Annotated in this window: 18 protein-coding genes; 7 read left to right on the top strand and 11 right to left on the bottom strand. The window is 62.5% G+C overall.

Annotated elements, in window-relative coordinates; all coding sequences use genetic code 11:
• Positions 1-21 precede the first annotated feature (21 nt).
• The 5 genes from sbmA to glpK form a co-directional block, all read right to left on the bottom strand.
• Positions 22-1,281 (bottom strand): peptide antibiotic transporter SbmA, encoded by a 1,260-nt coding sequence (gene sbmA / locus HT585_RS11675; protein WP_176353034.1) that lies wholly within the window; start codon positions 1,279-1,281, stop codon positions 22-24.
• A 179-nt stretch (positions 1,282-1,460) separates the two neighbouring features.
• Complete coding sequence (locus tag HT585_RS11680) at positions 1,461-2,660, bottom strand: MFS transporter (protein ID WP_176353035.1); 1,200 nt, start codon at positions 2,658-2,660, stop codon at positions 1,461-1,463.
• Positions 2,661-2,739: 79 nt separating this feature from the next.
• Entirely contained in the window at positions 2,740-3,492 is a 753-nt protein-coding gene (map, locus tag HT585_RS11685; RefSeq protein WP_176353036.1) for a type I methionyl aminopeptidase, read from the bottom strand.
• Positions 3,493-3,579: 87 nt separating this feature from the next.
• A complete protein-coding gene (locus tag HT585_RS11690; protein WP_176353037.1) occupies positions 3,580-4,638 on the bottom strand; it encodes an LLM class flavin-dependent oxidoreductase in 1,059 nt (352 codons plus the stop codon).
• Between the two features lie 109 nt (positions 4,639-4,747).
• Positions 4,748-6,241, bottom strand: coding sequence for a glycerol kinase GlpK (glpK, locus tag HT585_RS11695; RefSeq protein WP_176353038.1), 1,494 nt, complete (start codon positions 6,239-6,241; stop codon positions 4,748-4,750).
• Positions 6,242-6,505: 264 nt separating this feature from the next.
• On the opposite strand from glpK, the gene HT585_RS11700 reads away from it, so the two are divergent.
• The 3 genes from HT585_RS11700 (at position 6,506) to xdhB (ending at position 11,389) form a co-directional block, all read left to right on the top strand.
• Complete coding sequence (locus HT585_RS11700) at positions 6,506-7,282, top strand: 3-hydroxybutyrate dehydrogenase (protein ID WP_176353039.1); 777 nt, start codon at positions 6,506-6,508, stop codon at positions 7,280-7,282.
• A 119-nt stretch (positions 7,283-7,401) separates the two neighbouring features.
• A complete protein-coding gene (gene xdhA / locus HT585_RS11705) occupies positions 7,402-8,886 on the top strand; it encodes a xanthine dehydrogenase small subunit (protein WP_176353040.1) in 1,485 nt (494 codons plus the stop codon).
• A 163-nt stretch (positions 8,887-9,049) separates the two neighbouring features.
• Positions 9,050-11,389 (top strand): xanthine dehydrogenase molybdopterin binding subunit, encoded by a 2,340-nt coding sequence (gene xdhB / locus HT585_RS11710; protein ID WP_176353041.1) that lies wholly within the window; start codon positions 9,050-9,052, stop codon positions 11,387-11,389.
• 54 nt (positions 11,390-11,443) lie between these two features.
• Here the strand turns inward: xdhB and HT585_RS11715 are convergent, their stop codons facing one another.
• On the bottom strand, positions 11,444-11,692 hold the full coding sequence (locus HT585_RS11715) for a hypothetical protein (protein ID WP_176353042.1): 249 nt from the start codon (positions 11,690-11,692) through the stop codon (positions 11,444-11,446).
• Between the two features lie 102 nt (positions 11,693-11,794).
• On the opposite strand from HT585_RS11715, the gene HT585_RS11720 reads away from it, so the two are divergent.
• From HT585_RS11720 to HT585_RS11735, 4 genes are all read left to right on the top strand, one after another.
• Entirely contained in the window at positions 11,795-12,736 is a 942-nt protein-coding gene (locus tag HT585_RS11720) for a LysR substrate-binding domain-containing protein (RefSeq protein WP_176353043.1), read from the top strand.
• A 158-nt stretch (positions 12,737-12,894) separates the two neighbouring features.
• A complete protein-coding gene (gene puuD / locus HT585_RS11725; protein WP_176353044.1) occupies positions 12,895-14,133 on the top strand; it encodes a urate hydroxylase PuuD in 1,239 nt (412 codons plus the stop codon).
• Entirely contained in the window at positions 14,130-15,446 is a 1,317-nt protein-coding gene (gene guaD, locus HT585_RS11730; RefSeq protein WP_176353045.1) for a guanine deaminase, read from the top strand. The genes puuD and guaD overlap by 4 nt, the downstream gene beginning before the upstream one ends.
• Before the next feature lie 169 nt (positions 15,447-15,615).
• Positions 15,616-16,752, top strand: coding sequence for an alpha-hydroxy acid oxidase (locus HT585_RS11735; protein WP_176353046.1), 1,137 nt, complete (start codon positions 15,616-15,618; stop codon positions 16,750-16,752).
• Positions 16,753-16,884: 132 nt separating this feature from the next.
• Here HT585_RS11735 and HT585_RS11740 read toward each other — a convergent pair whose 3' ends face one another.
• From HT585_RS11740 to puuE, 5 genes are all read right to left on the bottom strand, one after another.
• Positions 16,885-17,886 carry a dienelactone hydrolase family protein gene (locus HT585_RS11740; RefSeq protein ID WP_176353047.1) on the bottom strand — a complete coding sequence of 334 codons (1,002 nt, stop codon included), beginning with the start codon at positions 17,884-17,886 and terminating at the stop codon, positions 16,885-16,887.
• A 98-nt stretch (positions 17,887-17,984) separates the two neighbouring features.
• The gene (gene uraH, locus HT585_RS11745) at positions 17,985-18,347 is read right to left on the bottom strand and encodes a hydroxyisourate hydrolase (RefSeq protein WP_176353048.1); all 363 of its coding nucleotides are present in this window, start codon (positions 18,345-18,347) and stop codon (positions 17,985-17,987) included.
• 69 nt (positions 18,348-18,416) lie between these two features.
• The gene (locus HT585_RS11750) at positions 18,417-18,914 is read right to left on the bottom strand and encodes an ureidoglycolate lyase (protein WP_176353049.1); all 498 of its coding nucleotides are present in this window, start codon (positions 18,912-18,914) and stop codon (positions 18,417-18,419) included.
• Between the two features lie 96 nt (positions 18,915-19,010).
• Entirely contained in the window at positions 19,011-19,514 is a 504-nt protein-coding gene (gene uraD / locus HT585_RS11755; protein ID WP_176353050.1) for a 2-oxo-4-hydroxy-4-carboxy-5-ureidoimidazoline decarboxylase, read from the bottom strand.
• On the bottom strand, positions 19,514-20,443 hold the full coding sequence (gene puuE / locus HT585_RS11760) for an allantoinase PuuE (RefSeq protein ID WP_176353051.1): 930 nt from the start codon (positions 20,441-20,443) through the stop codon (positions 19,514-19,516). Before puuE ends, uraD begins: the two co-directional genes overlap by 1 nt.
• Positions 20,444-20,465: the final 22 nt, after the last annotated feature.

Here is a 20,465-nt window from a genome sequence, read left to right on the forward strand (position 1 = left end):
TTGGTTTGCATCCGGCCCGGATCAGGCCAGCTCTTCTTCGCCACCCACCGCGATGAACTTCTGCTCGATTTGCGGCAGAGGTTCGTCGTCGATTGCCGCTTCGAAGGCGCGCAGACGCTTGTAGATCGACAAAAGCTCGACAATGGTCGGCCAGGACGAAACCAGGTATTGGAACGACGACGTCACCTGTCCGAAGGCGCCCGAAATCTGATTCAACGCACCAAGCGTGATCTTGCCGGCGATGATCGACGGCGCCAGAATCAGCAGCGAGAAGATGCCGTTGATCTGCAGATAGAAAATACGGGCGATGTTGAAGTAGAGATAGTGGAAATAGAGCCGGAAATAGTTCCGGCGAACGTTTTCGAAGAGATCGGCGACGGTCGGCGGCTGGGCGCGATCGGCGTGGTCCTCGCCATAAACCAGTTCCTTGCGGTAGGCAGCTTCCACACGCTGGTTACGGAACTCGAGGCCCGGCAGCTTGATACCGACGATCGCCAGGAACACCGTACCGAACAGCGACCAAAGCACGGCGGCCGTGACCAGTGGATACGGAATGGCGCCGACGATCGGCAGTTCGGTGACATTGGCCGAAAGCCGGATCAACACCGGCGTAAACGCGATCAGCGTCATCACGCTGTCGATCAGGCTGACACCGAGGCCTTCCACGGTCGTGGAAAAGCGCATCGTATCTTCCTGCACGCGCTGCGAAGCACCTTCGATATGACGCAGCTTGCCCCAGTGGGCCATGTAATATTCGTTCATCGCTGTGCGCCAGCGGAAGATATAGTGGCTGACGAAGAAGCGGGTCATGACCGCCACTGCGACTGCGACCATGGCGATGCCGAGGAAGACGGCAATTTCCCCATAGAACTCCGCCGCGGTCACCACCTTCGTCTTCGATACGATTGCCTGGATCAGATCCCAGAACGGCCCGTACCAGTTGTTGATCGCGACGCTCACCTGCACCTGAAAATAGGTGACGAACAGAATGAGGGCCGATCCGAGGATCGACCAGTTCTGCCAGGGGTGTGGCGAGTAGACATACCAGAATGCGGCGAACAACCCGACGACCAGCGCGAAGTACAGGTAGAACCAGAGGAAGGCAGGCGACCAGAAGGCAGAAATGCCGGTGATCGGCGGCGCATCGGCCGGCAAAGGCGGCATTCCGAAGACGGCACCCAACTGTTCGCCCCCGCCATACCAGAAGGCAATGGCGACCAGCGACCAGACCACAAAGGAAGTGAAAAAGAGCTTCGGCTTCGGAAAGAAGGATAGGAACAAAGGACGGCACTCTCGTTTCGGGGGAGGAGAACAACTCGCCTCCCGAAGCGCCGAAACTAGGGCAAACCGCCATTTTCAACAATCCGGTAATATGAACCTTACCGTTATTTCATCATGCCGGAAGGGAATGCCTTGCGACATTCAATCGTCGCCTCGAGGCCATCATCGATGGTCGCATTTCAACGGGGCAAGGCGGCCGAAATTCGCCTCAACTCCACCAATATGATGCCGCCGCAGACAAACAGCACGGCAGCCGCAATCAAGGTCGGTGCGGAAAAGCTGCCGGTGCGCTGTGCGAGCCAGCCTGCGACCACCGGGCCGACAATCTGGCCGATGCCGAACGCCGCCGTCATCAAGGCGAGTGCCTTGCGCGGGCTTTCAGGCGCGAGATGCCGGCCGATCTGCAGGCCGTAGGCGGTGATCATCATGAAGGTGGCGCCCAGCATCAGGCCGCCAGCGAGCGGCGCATAGGGCAGCGGTAGGCTGACGGTCAGCACAAGACCCACCGCCTCGACCAGGAGGCCGATCGCATAGACCCCGGCAAGGCCGAACCGCGGCACGGCAAAGCGCCAGAGATAGACTGACAATGCAGCGCTCAGGCCCGTGATCAGCCAGGCGAGGAACTCGATGCTGTGGCCGCCGCTGGCGTCCCGGGCCATGGCAACGAGGAAGGTGGCGGTGATCACGTAGCCGAAGCCGAACAGGCCATAGGTCAGCGTCACCACCGTCAAGGGCCGCGTCCAGATAAGCGGCTTTTCGCGCACGGCGCCGTTGCCCGAGACGGCACCGGCCGGCAGCATGAGCGCGACGAGGATCGTGCCGACCAGGCCGACGAGTGCCCCGGTGAACCAGTCGGCTTGCGACGCCGAAAGCCCCGCAGCACCGGCAAGAGGTGCGGCCCAGACGCAGAGCGAGGAGAAAGCGATACCGAGCCCGACGCCACCGAAATGCACCGCCGGCACATGTTCGGACCGTGCCAGCAGCCCGTGGCCAAGCACGATGCCGGAGATGAAGATCATCGAAAACGCGCTCGCAAGACCGGCCAGAAAGCGGATGAGGCTCAGAACAACGACAGAGGATGACAGCCCCATCGCCGCAAGCAGCAGCGTGGTCGCCAAAAGCGAAGCGAGCCCGATGCGGCGTTCATGCCCATGCGCCCAACCATAGGCGCCGAGCACGGCACCGGCGAGATAGCCGACGAAGTTCGCCGAGGCGATGACACCGGCATCGGCCGGCCTCAGGCCGAGGTCCGCCATCATCGCCGGCAGGATCGGCGTGTAGGAGAAGCGGCCGAAGCCCATGGCCACCGCCATGGCGATGGCGCCGGCGGCAGCGGTCGAGGCGAGACTTGGCGAATGCGATCGATCGAGCGTAGTCATAGCAGTTTATCGCACTGCAAAACGGCCACCACAAATCACTATAATTGAATGTCCTATTGAAGGAATCGAACGATGCCCGTCAGCTGGGCAGCGTCACCACCAGCGGGCCGCCCCGCGTGACGACGACCGTATGCTCATACTGCACGGTCGGTGCCCGCGGTTCGCTGTAGAGCGTCCAGTCGTCCTTGTCGCCGCTTTCGGCCCAGTCCGCCCCCATCGACAGGAACGGCTCGACGGTAAAGACCATGCCGTCGGTCATGCGCCGCCGCTCGCTCGGATCCGGCCAGGTGGCAATCTCCTTCGGCTCCTCGTGCAGGGAGCGGCCGATGCCGTGGCTGGCAAGGTTGGTGACCAGCGAATAGCGGTTCTTGCGGGCGAAATCGCCGATGGCATTGCCGATCGCGGCGAGCGGCTGATCGGGACGCACCTGTTTCAGGCCGACCCACATCGCCCGCTTGCCGTCGCGGCAGAGCCGGTCGATCGCAGCCGAGACTGGTGGCACCGGGAAGGATGCGCCGGTATCGGCGAAGATGCCGTCTTTCTCCGCCGAAACGTCGATGTTGACGAGATCGCCTGCGCGGATGATGCGGCTGCCGGGAATGCCGTGGGCGATTTCCTCATTGACGCTGATGCAGGTGGCGCCTGGAAACTGGTAGCAGAGCTCAGGTGCTGAGCGCGCACCCGATTCCTCCAGCACCTTGCGGCCAATCGCATCCAGTTCCGCCGTGGTGATGCCCGGCTCGAGCGCTTCGCCCATTGCCTGCAGCGCATTGGCGCAGATGCGGCCGATTTCCTTCAGCCGCAGCAGATCTTCTTCGTTGTTGAGGGTCATCCGTGTCTCGCTTTCGTGCCCACATGTAGCCTGCCGGCGCCGGATTTTCCAGCGCCGACAGTCGAGACATGAACGGCCTGCGGCGGCTTAGGCCGAAACGGCCTGTCCGGCCTTCTCTTCAGCGAGCGCCTTGCGCACCAGCGGTGCCACCTTGGTGCCGTAGAGCTCGATGCCGCGCATGATCTGGTCGTGGGGCATCGGGCCGATCGCCATCTGCAACAGGAAGCGGTCGTTGCGGAAGAGCTTCCAGTTCTCGACGATCTTCTCGGCGACGGTTTCGGGATCGCCGAGGAAGAGATTGCCGGCGGGGCTTCGCGCCTGGTCGAAATGCGCCCGGTTCGTCGGCCCCCAGCCACGCTCGCGGCCGATGCGGTTCATCACTTCGGCCTGCGGCCCATAAAACTGGTCGGCGGCAAGATCGGTGGTATCGGCGATGAAGCCATGGACGTTGATGCTGGTCTTCAGCTTTGCCGGATCCTGGCCGGCACGGCGGGCAGCCTCGCGATAGAGGTCGAACAGCGGCGCAAACCGGCGCGGCTCGCCGCCGATGATGGCGAGCGCCACCGGCAGCCCGAGGGCGCCTGCCCGGGCAACCGACTGCGGCGTACCGCCGACGGCGATCCACAGCGGCAGCACCGCCTGCAACGGGCGCGGATAGACGCCGCGGTCGCTGATGTCAGGACGCATCTCGCCCGACCATGAGACCTTTTCCGTTTCGCGCAATGCCATGAGCAAGTCGAGCTTTTCGGCAAAGAGCTGGTCGTAATCGTCGAGCGACTGGCCGAAGAGCGGGAAGGATTCGATGAACGAGCCGCGCCCCGCCATGATTTCGGCCCGGCCGTTGGAGATGAGGTCGAGCGTCGAAAACTGCTGGAATACCCGCACCGGGTCGTCCGAGCTCAAAACCGTGACAGCGCTCGTCAGCCGGATTGTCTTGGTTCTAGCAGCGGCGGCGGCAAGGATCACGGCCGGCGCTGAAGCCGCATAATCCGGGCGGTGATGTTCGCCAAGCCCGAAGACATCGAGACCGACCTGATCGGCAAGTTCGATCTCTTCCAATAGATTGGCAAGCCGCCGCTGGCCTTCCCGGCCCTTGTCGGCCGCGTTCGGATCGACATCCGCAAATGTGTAGAGCCCGAGTTCCATGATGCCCATCCTGTCCTTGTTTACCGACAGATAGTTGGCGCGGGGACAAGCGGCAAATGCGCATCCGGGAAACACTGTGTTTCCCGGATGGATCCAAACGGCGCTTTGATCAGACCTGGGTCAGCGTGCGCCTGACCGCATTGCGCCAGCCCTTGAGCTTCGCCTTGCGCGTCGCCTCGTCCATGACGGGCTCGAAGCGGCGGTCGCGCGCCCAGGACTTGGCAAAGTCATCCTGCTTCGGCCAGACGCCGGCGCGGCTGCCGGCAAGCCAGGCAACGCCAAGCGCGGTCGTCTCGAGGATGGTCGGCCGATCGACGGGCGCGTCGAGAAGGTCGGAGAGCCGCTGCATCGTCCAGTCGGAGGCGACCATGCCGCCATCGACGCGCAGCACCGTTTCCTTGCCGTGGCTGCGCCAGTCCTTGTGCATGGCCTCGAGCAGATCGCGCGTCTGGTAGCAGACGGCCTCGAGTGCGGCACGGGCAAACTCGGCCGGCCCGGTGTTGCGGGTCATGCCGAAGATCGCGCCGCGAGCATCGGGATCCCAGTGCGGCGCGCCGAGACCGGTGAAGGCAGGAACCAGATAGACCTCCTGCGACGGGTCGGCGCTTTCGGCGAGCGTGCCGGTGTCGGGCGCCGCCTTGATCACCTTCAGGCCATCACGCAGCCATTGCACGGCAGCACCGGCAACGAAGATCGAGCCTTCGAGCGCATAGGTGGTTTCGCCATCCAGCCGATAGGCAATTGTGGTGAGCAGCCGGTTCTTCGAGCGCACCATGTCCTTGCCGGTGTTGAGCAGCGCGAAGCAACCGGTGCCATAGGTCGATTTCAGCATGCCCGGCTTGAAGCAGGCCTGGCCGATGGTCGCTGCCTGCTGGTCGCCGGCAACGCCGAGGATTGGGATCGCGGCACCGAACAGCGCTTTGTCGGTGACGCCGAAATCGGCGGCGCAGTCCTTGACCTCCGGCAGCATGGCGCGGGGCACGCGCAGGATGTCAAGCAGCTCGTCGTCCCAGGCATTGTCGGCAATGTTGTAGATCAGGGTGCGCGAGGCGTTGGTCGCATCGGTGACGAAGGACTTTCCGCCCGTCAGCCGCCAAATGAGAAACGTATCGATGGTGCCGAAACAAAGTTCGCCCTTGGCGGCGCGCGCATGGGCGCCCTTTACGTTCGACAGCAACCACTGAAGCTTGGTGCCGGAGAAATACGGGTCGAGCAGCAGCCCGGTTTTCTTGGTGAAGGTCTTTTCCAGACCCTGCTTCTTCAGCTTGTCGCAATAGGCAGCGGTGCGGCGGTCCTGCCAGACGATGGCATTATGGATCGGCTTGCCGGTCTGCCGATCCCAGACGACGACGGTTTCGCGCTGGTTGGTGATGCCGATGCCGGCGAGATCGCTGGCCGAGATCCCCGCCTTCTTGATCGCCTCGTTGACGGTGAAGAGGACCGTCTCCCAGATTTCCTCCGGATCGTGCTCGACCCAGCCGGATTTCGGAAAATGCTGCTTGAATTCCTTCTGGCCGACGCCCGCCACCTGCTGCTTGCCGTCGAAGACGATCGCCCGGCTCGATGTCGTGCCCTGATCGATCGCGAGAATATATCCGCCCATATGCCCCTCCCCGGCCTCACATCACGTATTTCCACGCACTTCCTCAAGCACGCGGCGTCCATTTCGAAAAACTTCAATACGATGGCAAAACGAATGTCAAACGAAAACAAAACGCAAGAAACCGTGACGAAGTTTCCCGCCGCAACTCTGCGTCGGCGGCCTGAAAAACACAATTGTCACCTCAGCGGTTTTACGCGTAGGTTGGCGCTGTTGCGTCGCAAAAACCGGCAAGATTGGGCGACGCTGCAAAGGGAGAGTTGAGGAATGACGAGAACTGCGGTCATCACCGGTTCGACAAGCGGCATCGGCCTTGCCATTGCCAAGGCTTTCGCCAAGGGCGGCGCCAACATCGTGCTCAACGGTTTCGGCGCGCCGGACGATATCAAGGCTGCGACGGAGGAAGTCGCCGCACTTGCCACCGGAACTGTCATCTACCACCCGGCCGACATGACGAAGCCGGACGAGATCACGGACCTGATGGCAACGGCTGAAAAGCGCTTCGGCAGCGTCGACATTCTCGTCAACAATGCCGGCGTTCAATATGTCGAAAAGGTCGAGGACTTCCCGGTCGAGCAATGGGACCGGATCATCGCCATCAATCTCTCCTCCTCCTTCCACACAGTTCGCGCCGCCCTGCCCGGCATGAAGGCCAAGGGTTGGGGCCGCATCATCAACATCGCCTCGGCGCACGGGCTCGTCGCATCGCCGTTCAAATCGGCCTATGTCGCCGCCAAGCATGGCGTCATGGGGTTGACGAAGACCGTAGCACTCGAAGTCGCCGAGGATGGCATCACCGCCAATTCGATCTGCCCGGGCTATGTGCTGACGCCGCTGGTTGAAAAGCAGATCCCCGACCAGGCCCGCACCCGCGGCATCACCGAACAGCAGGTGATCAACGACGTGATGCTCAAGGGGCAGCCGACCAAGAAATTCATCACCGTCGAACAGGTGGCATCGCTCGCCGTCTACCTTGCCGGCGACGACGCGGCACAGATCACCGGCACCCATGTTTCCATGGACGGCGGCTGGACGGCGCAATAGAGCGCCGTCCCTCCATTGAGACGAGGCGGACGACGCCCTAACTTTATCAATATGCGCAAGGGTCAGCCGCCGGAACCGTGTCAGGCTTTCGCGGCCCCGCATCAGCAGGAATGGATGGTATGCCGCAGGTCAGGGAACGCAAGGACGACAGCATTCGCTTCATCCTCAACGACAGCGAGGTGGCGCTTTCCGACGTTGCGCCGACCGCCACGCTGCTCGATTATCTCCGGCTTGAGTGCCGACTGACGGGCACCAAGGAAGGCTGCGCCGAGGGCGATTGCGGCGCCTGCACCGTGCTCGTCGGCAGGCTTGCCGGCGAAAAGCTTGTCTATGAAAGCATCAACGCCTGCATCCGTTTCGTCGGATCGCTGCATGCGACCCATGTGGTAACCGTCGAACATCTGGCCGCCCGCGACGGAACGCTGCATCCCGTGCAGCAGGCCATGGTCGATTTCCACGGTTCGCAATGCGGCTTCTGTACTCCCGGCTTCGTCATGTCGCTTTACGGCCTGTGGCTGTCGAACGACGATCCCAGCCGCGCCGACATCGAAAAGGCGCTGCAAGGCAATCTCTGTCGCTGCACCGGCTACGAGCCGATTGTCAAGGCGGCCGAAGCCGCCGCCAGCGCGCGGCCCTCCGCCATCTTCGATCCGATCACAGCTGTGCGCGATGAAACGATCGCCCGCCTCAGGGCGCTTCAGCCGGCAAAGACGATCACCATCCGCCATGGCGAACACTGTCTGATCGTGCCGGCGGATACCCCCGGCCTCGCGACGGCCCTTGCCGAACACGAGGGCGCAACGGTGGTCGCCGGCTCCACCGATGTCGGCCTCTGGGTCACCAAGCAGATGCGGCCGATCAATCCGGTCATCTTCATCAACGGCATCGCCGAACTTCAACAGATCACGGAAAGCGAAACCGGCCTGACCATTGGCGCCGGCGTCAGCTATTCAGCGGCCTTCGCAGCCCTCAGCAAGGCCTATCCGGCCTTCGGCCGGCTGATCGACCGCATCGGCGGCGAGCAGGTGCGCAACATGGGCACGATCGGCGGCAACATCGCCAACGGCTCGCCGATCGGTGACAGCCCACCGCCGCTGATCGTGCTTGGGGCAACTTTGACGCTGCGATCGACGGAAGGAACCCGCACCCTGCCGCTCGAAGATTTCTTCATCGCCTATGGCAAGCAGGACCGAAAGACAGGCGAATTCGTCGAGAGCATCTTCGTGCCGAAACTGCCGGCAGATGACCTCTTTGCCGCCTACAAGATTTCCAAGCGCCGCGACGAGGACATTTCCGCATTGCTCGGAGCCTTCCGCATTTCGATTGAAGACGGCAGGGTAAGGTCCGCCCGCATCGCTTTCGGCGGCATGGCCGGTACGCCAAAGCGCGCCGCAAGCGTGGAAGCTGCCCTCATAGGCAAGCCCTGGACCGAAGAAACCGTGCGCACCGCTCAAGGTGCCTTCGAGACCGACTATCAGCCCTTGAGCGACTGGCGCGCCACCAGCACCTATCGCATGCTGGCGGCGAAGAACCTGCTGATACGCTTCTTCCTCGAAAGCAGCGGCGAGGCGGCACAACTCCACCGCTTCGAGCCGGCGATATGAGAGCGAGCAGCGATTGGGGCCTGCCCCTGACCCTAGCCCTCTCCCCGCAGGCGGGGAGAGGGAACGCACAGGTCGCGGCGATGCCCCTCCTCCCCGTTGTGAGGGGGGAGAAGGCAGCCGGCAGGCCGGATGAGGGGCATGTCCTTCGAAAGGATTGAGTAAGATGGATAAGTCGACCTTCGAGGAACGCAAGGCGATCAACGGCCAGATGCATTCGCGCCAGCGCCACGACAGCGCCCACAAGCACGTCGCCGGCACCGCCGACTATATCGACGACATGCCTGAGCCGGCGGGCACCCTGCATGGCGCATTGGGAATGACCGATCGCGCCCACGCCGAAATCACCGAGATGGATCTCTCGGCCGTCATCGCGGCGCCCGGCGTGATCTGCGTGCTGACGGCGCGCGACATGCCACATTCCAACGACATCAGCCCCAGCCACCTGCATGACGAGCCGGTGCTTGCCGACGGCATCGTGCAGTTCCATGGCCAGCCGGCCTTTGCCGTCATCGCCGAGACACGCGACATCGCCCGCCGCGCCGCCCGGCTGGCAAAGATCAGCTATCGCGACCTGCCGCATTTCACCGATATCACCGACGCCGTCGCCCACGGTGGGCAGCTCGTGACACAGCCGCTGACCCTGCAGCGCGGCGATGCCGAAGCCGAACTGGAAAAGGCACCACGCCGGCTGCGGGGCCAGATGCGCATCGGCGGCCAGGAGCATTTCTACCTCGAGGGCCATATCGCTCTAGCCATTCCCGGTGAGGACGACGAGGTCACCGTCTGGTCGTCGACCCAGCACCCGAGTGAAATCCAGCACATGGTCTCGCATGTGCTCGGCGTTCCCTCCAATGCGGTGACCGTCAATGTGCGCCGCATGGGCGGTGGCTTCGGCGGCAAGGAAACGCAGGGCAACCAGTTCGCGGCGCTCGCGGCCGTTGCGGCGAAGAAGCTCAATCGCGCCGTCAAGTTCCGCCCCGACCGCGACGAGGACATGACCGCCACGGGCAAGCGCCACGACTTCCTCGTCGACTATGACGTCGGCTTCGACGATGATGGCCGCATCCACGCGGTGCACGCCAACTACGCGGCGCGCTGCGGCTACTCATCGGATCTCTCGGGCCCCGTCACCGATCGCGCCCTGTTCCATGCCGACAGCTCCTATTTCTATCCGCATGTGAAACTGACGTCGCAACCGCTGAAGACCAACACCGTCTCCAACACCGCCTATCGCGGCTTCGGCGGGCCTCAAGGCATGGTCGGCGGCGAGCGCATGATCGAGGAGATCGCCTACGCGCTCGGCAAAGATCCGCTCGAAATCCGCAAGCTCAACTTCTATGGCGAGACTGGTTCGGGCCGGGATATCACGCCCTACCACCAGCACGTCGAAGACAACATCATCGCCCGCGTCGTCGCCGAGCTTGAAGCCGATGCCGACTATCAGGCGCGCCGCAAGGCGATCATCGACTTCAACCGCACGAGCCGGGTCATCCGCAAGGGCATCGCGCTGACCCCGGTGAAGTTCGGCATCTCCTTCACGCTTACCGCCTTCAACCAGGCGGGCGCGCTGGTGCATGTCTATCAGGACGGGTCGATCCATCTGAACCATGGCGGCACCGAGATGGGCCAGGGCCTCTACGTGAAGGTCGCCCAGGTCATTGCCGACAGCTTCCAAGTCGATCTCGACCGCGTGCGCATCACCGCAACCACGACAGGCAAGGTTCCGAACACGTCGGCGACCGCCGCCTCCTCCGGCACGGATCTGAACGGCATGGCCGCCTTCGATGCCGCGCGCCAGATCAAGGAGCGGCTCGTCGCCTTTGCCTGCGAACGGTGGCAGACGACGGCGGAAAACGTCAGCTTCGTTCCCGATCACGTGAAGATCGGCGAGGAACGGGTGGCCTTCCCGGAATTCATCAAGCTTGCCTATATGGCGCGTGTGCAGCTGTCTGCCGCCGGCTTCTACAAGACGCCGAAGATCCATTGGGATCGCGCTACCGGCCGCGGAACGCCGTTCTATTACTTCGCCTACGGTGCCTCGGTATCGGAAGTCTCGATCGACACGCTGACCGGCGAATACATGGTCGACCGGGTCGACGTGCTGCACGATGTCGGCCGCTCGCTCAATCCGGCAATCGACCTTGGCCAGATCGAAGGCGGCTTCGTGCAGGGCATGGGGTGGCTGACGACGGAGGAACTGTGGTGGGACGACAAGGGCCGGCTGCGCACCCATGCGCCTTCGACCTACAAGATCCCGCTCGCCTCCGACCGACCGAAGATCTTCAACGTCAAACTGGCCGAGTGGGCGGAAAATGCGGAAAAAACCATCGGCCGGTCGAAGGCGGTGGGCGAACCGCCCTTCATGCTGCCGATCTCGGTGCTCGAGGCCCTGTCGATGGCGGTTGCAAGCGTCGCCGATTATCGCGAATGCCCGCGCCTTGATGCGCCGGCGACGCCGGAGCGTGTGCTGATGGCCGTCGAGCGCCTGCGCCAAACCCGTTAAAAAATGATAGCGCCGCGCATCCTGTTCGACGCGCGGCGCTTTCTGGAACTCCGGTCAGAACCGGGGCAAGTCAGCGCTGTTGAAGACACGGTGCGCATCCTTCTGCGCCTCGGCATCGTCCCCGTAGGGACCCCTGCCATCCATGAAACCCATGTCTCTTTTGATGTAGTCGGACAGCGCATTGACGTCGAGCACCGGCTTGGCGGCGACAGTGCCGCGAAACAGGGAGGACGTGAACCGCACGACCGCATCCAGCGAAAGAACCTGTTTTCTTTCAGTATGTTCGATAACGTCGCAAGTCATTTTGATCACCTGTTCGTCTTGGGAAGTTGACTTGCAGAATGACGTGGAGGAGGATTGAAATCCAATCGAACATCCGTCTGCATGCATCAAGAGAACTTATCCATGAAGATGTCCAAGCAGTTTCCGCTGAATGCGCTCCGGGTCTTCGAAGCCGTGGCCCGGCTCGGCAGTTTTACCAGGGCCGGCGAAGAGCTGGGCATGACCCAGACCGCCGTCAGCTACCAGGTCAAGCTGATCGAGGAGAGCGTCGGCGAGCCCCTGTTCCTGCGCCGCCCACGCCAGATCGCTCTCACCGATGTCGGCCAGCGGCTGGCGCCACGGGTCACCGAAGCCTTCGAGATGCTGCAGGAGGCCGTCTCCTCGGCACGCGGCGATATCGACAGCACGCTGCTGATCAGCTCGACCCCGACCTTCGCCTCGCAGTGGCTCGCCCGCAACATCGGCTCGTTTCAGCTCGCCCACCCCACCATCGCCGTGCGCCTGGACACCAACGACAACCTCGTCGATTTTGCCAAGGAATCGACGGATCTCGCCATCCGCTCCGGCGCCGGCGTCTGGCCCGGTCTCGACACGCATCCGCTGATGCGCGTCGAGTTCAGCCCGATGCTGAGCCCGGCGCTCGCCGAAACCATCGGCGGCATCCGCGAGCCGCGCGATCTCCTCAAGCTCAGGATCATCGATGCCGGCGACCCCTGGTGGCGGCTCTGGTTTTCCGCAGCCGGCGTCAAAGATCCGGATCTCGAAGGCCGCCCGACGAGCCGGCTCGGCGCACAATCCTTCGAGGCGCGCGCGGCCATTGCCGGCCAGGGCGTGGCGATCCTGACACCGGAATTCTACGGCGACGACGTGGCGCTTGGCCGGCTCTACCAGCCTTTCGACCTGCGTTGCAGCGACGGCTGCGACTACTGGCTGGCATACCCGCATGCGCGCCGCAACACGCCGAAGATCCGCATTTTCCGCGACTGGATCCTCGGCGAACTCTGCCCGTCGGTTCAGTTCGGGGCTGATTGGGTCAAAGAGCGCAAGGCGGCTTCCGCGAGCTGACGTAACCCCTTAGAATCCATCAGGTTTATCATCAGGCAGATTTCATCGCGAAATCGTCCCGATCCCTGCAAAACACGCCCACAGGTGCATGCTCCCCCTTTCCCAACTCCCGGTTTTTGCGCAAGGTGCGCCGACGGAGAGAATAAAGGGGACCCCGAATGTACGAGTTCGCCATCGCCTGGGAATGGCTGGCCTTTGCCGTGCGCTGGTTGCACGTCATCACCGCCATCGCCTGGATCGGCTCATCGTTCTATTTCATCGCGCTCGACCTCGGCCTGGTCAAGCGTGATCATCTGCCCGTTGGCGCCTATGGCGAGGAATGGCAGGTGCATGGCGGCGGTTTCTACCACATCCGGAAATATCTGGTGGCCCCCGCGTCGATGCCGGAGCATCTCACCTGGTTCAAATGGGAATCCTACGTCACGTGGCTGTCGGGCTTCGCCATGCTCTGTCTGGTCTATTACGGCGGCGCCGATCTTTTCCTGATCGACCGCCATGTGCTCGACATCTCCGCGACTACGGCAATCCTGATCTCGCTCGCCTCGCTCGGCATCGGCTGGATCTTCTATGACCTGCTGTGCAAGTCGCCGCTCGGCAAGAACACCTGGGGCCTGATGGCGCTTCTCTACGTGGCGCTGGTGATCATGGCCTGGGGCTATACGCAGGTCTTCACCGGCCGCGCCGCCTTCCTGCATCTGGGCGCCTTCACGGCCACGATGATGTCGGCCAACGTCTTCTTCCTCATCATCCCCAACCAGAAGATCGTCGTTGCCGACCTGATCGCCGGCCGCACGCCGGACCCGAAGCTCGGCGCCCAGGCCAAGCAGCGCTCGCTGCACAACAACTACCTGACCCTGCCGGTCATCTTCTTCATGCTGTCGAACCACTATCCGCTGGCCTTTGCCACCGCCTTCAACTGGATCATCGCAGCACTCGTCTTCCTGATGGGCGTCACCATCCGCCACTGGTTCAACACCACCCATGCGCGCAAGGGCAGGCCCACCTGGACCTGGCTCGCCACCGTGCTGATCTTCATCCTGATCATGTGGCTGTCGACGGTGCCGAAGGTGCTGACCGGCGAGGAGAAGGCCGAGGTCGCACCGGTCTTTGCCCGGTTTGCGCAGAATGCGCACTTCCCCGCCGTCAAGGACGCGATCTCGACCCGATGCTCCATGTGCCATGCGGCCGAGCCGGTCTATGAAGGCATCGTGCGTGCCCCAAAGGGCGTGGTGCTGGAAAGCGATCAGGAGATTGCCGCCCACGCGCGAGAAATCTATATCCAGGCGGGGCGCAGCCATGCCATGCCGCCCGGCAACATAACAGACATGACGACGGACGAGCGCCAGCTGCTGGCAGCCTGGTTCGAAAGCGCCGTCGAGGAAGGCAAGACACAATGACATCGACGCTCATCCGCGGCCGCCTCCTGAGCTTTCATCGCGCGCCCTTCGCCATCGACGACAGCGCCGCCTATGCTTATGAGACGGATGGCGCATTGCTGGTCGAGAACGGCGTGATCGTGGCGTCGGGTACCTATGCGGCCATCAAGGCCGGGGCTGCGGATGATGTCGTCGAGATCGATCACCGTCCGCATCTGATCGTGCCCGGTTTCATCGACACGCACCTGCATTTCCCGCAGATGCAGGTGATGGCCTCCTATGCCGCCAACCTCCTGGAATGGCTGAACACCTACACCTTCCCGGAGGAATGCCGCTTCGTCGAGACCGCCCATGCCGAGCGGATTGCCAGCCGCTTCTTCGACGAGATGGTTCGCCACGGCACGACCACGGCGGCAGCCTATTGCTCGGTCCACAAGGCATCGGTCGATGCCTTCTTCGCCGAAGCACTGCGCCGCGACATGCGCATGATCGCCGGCAAGGTGATGATGGACCGCAATGCCCCGCAAGGCCTGCTCGACACGCCTGAGATGAGCTATGACGAGACCCGCGCGGTGATCCGGGAGTGGCACGGAAAGGGCCGCAACCATGTGGCCATCACCCCGCGTTTTGCCATTACCTCGACGCCCGAGCAGATGGACGTTGCCAGGTCGCTGGTGCACGAGTTCCCCGACCTGCACGTCCAGACGCATCTTTCCGAAAACCGCGACGAGATCGCCTTCACCTGCGAACTCTACCCGGAAGCCGTCGACTACACCGATGTCTACGCCCGTTATGGCCTGCTCGGCCCCAAAAGCCTGTTCGGCCATTGCATTCATCTGTCCGAGCGCGAGGCAGATGCGATGAGCGAGACCGGCTCGGTCGCGGTCTTCTGCCCAACGTCCAATCTTTTCCTCGGCTCCGGCCTCTTCCCGTTGCGGGCGCTCAACCGGCGCGACAAGCCGGTGCGCACTTCGGTCGCCTCCGATATCGGCGGCGGCACCAGCTATTCCATGCTGAAGACGCTCGACGAGGCCTACAAGATCCTGCAGCTGCAGGGCGAGCGGCTGAACCCATTCGACAGCTTCTTCATGATGACCCGCGGCAATGCCGAGGCGCTCTCCCTTGTCGACAAGATCGGCACGCTCGAGGCCGGCACCGATGCCGATTTCATCGTGCTCGACATGGCGGCAACGCCGGCAATGGCGCTACGCGCCGAAGTGGTCACCTCGCTTGCCGACGAGCTTTTCCTCTTGCAGACCATGGGCGACGACCGTTCTATCGTCGAGACTTATGTCGCGGGAAAACCGGCCAAGTCGGCGCTCGCCGCCGCCTGATTTCCGGGCAAAACAAAAGAGGTAAAAAAAATTGACCTCTTTGCTCCAGCGCTATTAACAAGCCTTCGGCAAACATGGTAAGGGCTGTGAAGTCAGTCCTGGAGCAGGCATGCGCGGTTTTTATCGACGACCTGCTCTGACCCCTGAGTTTCAGATGAAGGCCGTTTCCATGACGCAAATCCTCGAAATCAGCGACCTCAAGGCGCTCGCCAAGCGCCGCGTCCCGAAGCTCTTCTTCGATTATGCCGACAGCGGCGCCTGGACCGAGGGCACCTATCGCGCCAACGAGGCAGATTTTGCAAAAGTGAAGCTGCGCCAGCGGGTGCTGGTCGACATGACCAACCGCTCGCTCGAAACGACGATGATCGGCCAGAAGGTGTCAATGCCTGTGGCGTTGGCGCCGACGGGTCTGACCGGCATGCAACACGCCGACGGCGAGATGCTGGCAGCCCAGGCGGCGGAAGCCTTCGGCGTTCCCTTCACGCTGTCGACCATGAGCATCTGCTCGATCGAGGATGTCGCCTCGGTCACGACCAAGCCCTTCTGGTTCCAGCTCTACGTCATGCGCGAGCGCGAATTCGTGCTCAACCTGATCGACCGCGCCAAGGCGGCCAAGTGCTCGGCGCTGGTGCTGACGCTCGACCTGCAGATCCTCGGCCAGCGCCACAAGGACCTGCGCAACAGCCTGTCGGCCCCGCCGAAGCTGACCCCCAAGCATCTCTGGCAGATGGCGACGCGTCCCGGCTGGTGCATGAAGATGCTCGGCACCAATCGCCGCACCTTCCGCAACATCGTGGGCCACGCCAAAAGCGTCACCGACCTCTCCTCGCTCGGCGCCTGGACGGCCGAACAGTTCGATCCGCAGCTTTCCTGGAAGGACGTCGAGTGGATCAAGGAGCGCTGGGGCGGTCCGCTGATCCTCAAGGGCATTCTCGATGCGGAAGACGCCAAGATGGCGGCTGCGACCGGCGCCGACGCGATCATCGTCTCCAACCACGGCGGCCGCCAGCTCGACGGCGCCCATTCCTCGATCAGCATGCTGCCGCGCATCGTCGATGCGGTCGGCCACCAGATCGAGGTGCACATCGACGGCGGCATCCGCTCCGGCCAGGACGTGCTGAAGGCTGTGGCCATGGGCGCCAAAGGCACCTATATCGGCCGCCCCTTCCTCTATGGCCTCGGCGCCATGGGCAAGGAAGGCGTGACCAAGACGCTGGAAATCATCCGTAAGGAGATGGACATCACCATGGCGCTCTGCGGCAAGCGCGATATCAACAATGTCAACCGCGACATCCTTGCGGATTGATCGCCAGCCCAAGCAATCTGCATTTATCGCCCGGATTGAGGGAAGGCTTCAGGGTCTTCTCTCAATCCGATCTGCCCGGTTTGCCGCCTTGAAGCTCGGCGTCGGGCGAACGGTGTTCGCAACGGAGATTGCTTACCGAACCTGCACGTCCAGGGTCTTGGTGAAAAAGGTTGCGATGTCGGCATTGATGACGCGATGAAGTGCTGCCCGATCGATCCCCGGAGGATCGGTGCACAGCGCTGGCATGGCTTCGCGCATTTGCGGTGAGCACGGGGCAAGGAACGTGAAATGCCCGGCGTTCGGCAGGACCTCCACGCTGACTTTAGACGGCATGTCGCGCGCAAGTGCCAGGGCGTTGTCTTCTGGCGACAGTTCCTCATCCTTTTCCCCGACATAGACCGACATCGGCGCCGCCACGGATTTTAGCCCTTCCGTGGGGAAGATGACGCTGAGCGGTGCCAGCAAAACGAAGGATCGGATGCGCGCGTCGGCTGAAGCCCCAAGTTCGGCACCCTCCATCCCGATGCGCCCGCGCGCTTCGCAGACATGCCGATCATCGGAACGCTTCGCGCAATAGCCTTCGAGACGGGCAAGGTCTGGGTTGCCTCCCGCCAGGATCAACCCGGTGGTCCCGCCGGCCGAATACCCGACAAAGCCGATCCGCTCGCGGTCGATGTGCGGCTCGAGCGCGGGATCATCAAGCGTGGCGGAAAGGGCCGCCGAAATCTGCGTGGCGCGTCCGTAGATTGCGCCGGCCGTGCCGATCCGACTGGTATCTTGAAAATTATCGCCGACATGCGTGACACTGACGACCACATATCCCTGGCGCGCGAGGGACGAGGCAAGGTCGTGGTGGCCCCACATGCTTCCCATGCTGCCATGCGAGACCATGATCAAAGGGTAGCGGCCGTCGCCAATCGGTGCCGATCGGGACGCATCGACCTGATAGGGTCCAATGCTGGTGACGTCCGTCCGGTCGGGACTTGGAAAGAACACCACCGCATCCATCGGCTTTCGTTCGACCGGATCGACAGCTTCGAGTTTCCTGACGCCAACGCCTTCGACAGGGCCGGCACTGGCAGCGGCACTGAAGAGAAGGACGAGGCACAGAGCGCACAGCAATCTGGAAAACATATCGCTTGGACCCAAATAAAGTAGCAATTAAGTTATTGAAAATAATATATTTTAAATATTAACCTTCGCGTCGCCACGAAGGCTCTCATGTTTCTATTTCAACTGCCGCGATAGGTCGAATAGCCGTAGGGCGAAAGCAGCAACGGCACATGGTAGTGGCTGGCGGGATCGGCGATGCCGAAGCGCAAGGGGATCAGGTCGAGAAAGGCCGGCTCCGGTAGCGCCGTGCCGATGCGGCGCAGATAGTCGCCCGCGTGAAAGATCAGCTCGTAATTGCCGGCCATGAACCCGGCGCCCTCCACCATCGGGCCATCGACCCGCCCGTCGCTGTTGGTGTGGACGGTGCGGATCAGCTGCCGCTCCTCGCCCTCAAGCCAGAAGAGATCGATGCGCAGGCCTTCGGCCGGCTTGCCGAGCGCGGTGTCGAGGACATGGGTGGTCAGACGGCCGGTGCTGCTCATCGCGTCTCTTCCTTCACGTAAGTTGCGCGGGATGCGGACGGAAAACCGCACGCACTTTTCCTCGCCCCGCTAGATTGCGCTTTCGATGACGAAGGGCTCTTCGTAGAAATATTCTTCGAGATTGTTGCCCGGTCCCTCCCGGTCGACGACGATGAAGTCGCTGACGGTGCCCACCGTCATCAGCGGGTGATGCCAGACATTCCGGCCGTAATTGACACCCTGCCGACCATGAGCCCGGAAGACCCGCGGCTCACCCGGCTTGCCGCCCTCGTCCTCGGCAACGACGACCAGCCAGGGCCGATCGTCGAGCGGAGAGAAGCTCTGGCTGCCGAAAGGATGCCGCTCCATCATCGCGACCGTGTAGGGGAAAACCCGCGGCTGGCCGCGAAAGATGTTGACGATGACATTGGCGCCATCGCCGGTAACATCGGCGCGCGCCAGGCCATGGAAGCGTTCGGTGTTGCCACCGTTGATGTAACGCATCGATGCAGGGTCGGCCTCGATGACCGTGCCGAACGGGGCGAAAGCGTCCTGCGTCAGGGGTTCGATCGAAAGAAAACGCGACATCAGGCAATGACCCCGCGGCGGTTGTTGCCGGCGGTATTGGCGTGGTCCGGTTCGACTACCCTCCATGGCGAGGAGAGCAGAGTGCGAACGGGCAAGTCAGGCATTTTCGTCTCCTGGAAGCATGGATTGCAGCCGCAGACGAGCGATTTTCTCCACCTGCGCGCAGGCGGTCTCAAATTCCTCTTCGGTCGAATTGTCAATGCGTCTTTCGAACGCGGTGAGAATATCGTTCTTTGTCAGTCCCTTGACGGCGATGATGAAGGGAAAGCCGAATTTCTGCGTATAGGCTTCATTTAACGCCGTGAAGCGGGCATGCTCCTCGGCTGAAAGCCGGTCAAGCCCGGCGGACGCCTGCTCCGCGGTCGAATCCGCCGTCAGCTTGCCGGCAATCGCCAGCTTGCCGGCAAGGTCCGGATGCGCCCGCAACACCGCCAGCCTCTCGCGCGGCAATCCGGCTCGAAAGGCCTGGCAAAGGGCCGAGTGCACATTGCCGGCTGAAAGTCCCGTGGCCGTCGCCCGGTCGTAAGCCCGTTCGGCAACCCAGGGAGAATGCTCGAACACGCCGCCGAAGCGGCTGACGAAGGCGTCGCGATCGGACATCAGAGAGCCCCTTCCGGCTTGTGGTGTTCATACCAGTGGCGGGCGATATCGATGCGCCTGGGCACCCAGACCTTATCGTGCGACATGACGTAATCGATGAAACGCGCGAGAGCCGCAGCACGGCCAGGACGACCGACCAGACGGCAATGCAGGCCGATATTCATCATCTTGGCATCGCCTTCCCTGCCCTCCTCGTAGAGCACGTCGAACGTGTCCTTGAGATAGGTGAAGAACTGGTCGCCGGAGTTGAAACCCTGGTTCGTCGCAAAGCGCATGTCGTTGGCGTCGAGTGTGTAGGGGATGATCAGATGCGGCTTGTCGGCCGTCAAACCTGAAACCCAATAAGGCAGTTCGTCCGCATAGCTGTCGCTGGAATAGAGGAAACCGCCCTCTTCGAGAACGAGCTTCAGCGTGTTGTTCGAAGGCTTGCCCTGGTAAAGGCCGAGCGGACGCTCGCCGGTCAGTTCGGTGTGCAGGCGCACGACTTCGCGGATATGCTCGCGCTCCACCTCTTCGGGGAAATCCTTGTATTCAAGCCAGCGCAGTCCGTGGCTGGCAATCTCCCAACCGGCTTCCTTCATGGCGGCAACCGCTTCGGGATTGCGCGCCATCGCCTGCGTCACGCCATAGACCGTCAGCGGCACGTTGCGGCTGGTGAACATGCGCCAAAGCCGCCAGAAACCGGCGCGGGAACCGTATTCGTAGATCGATTCCATGTTGAGGTTGCGCTGGCCCTGCCAGGGCTGCGCGCCGACAATCTCCGACAGCAGGCTTTCCGACGCCGGGTCGCCATCGAGAATGCAGCTTTCGCCGCCCTCTTCGTAATTGAGCACGAACTGCACGGCGATACGCGCATCGCCCGGCCAGTTCGCCTTGGGCGGGTTGCGGCCATAGCCGACGAGATCGCGTGGATAGGTAGTCTCAGACATCAAATCACCCTTCGAATTTTCC

Source organism: Ensifer oleiphilus (genome assembly GCF_013371465.1).
In the GTDB taxonomy this organism is placed as follows: domain Bacteria; phylum Pseudomonadota; class Alphaproteobacteria; order Rhizobiales; family Rhizobiaceae; genus Ensifer; species Ensifer oleiphilus.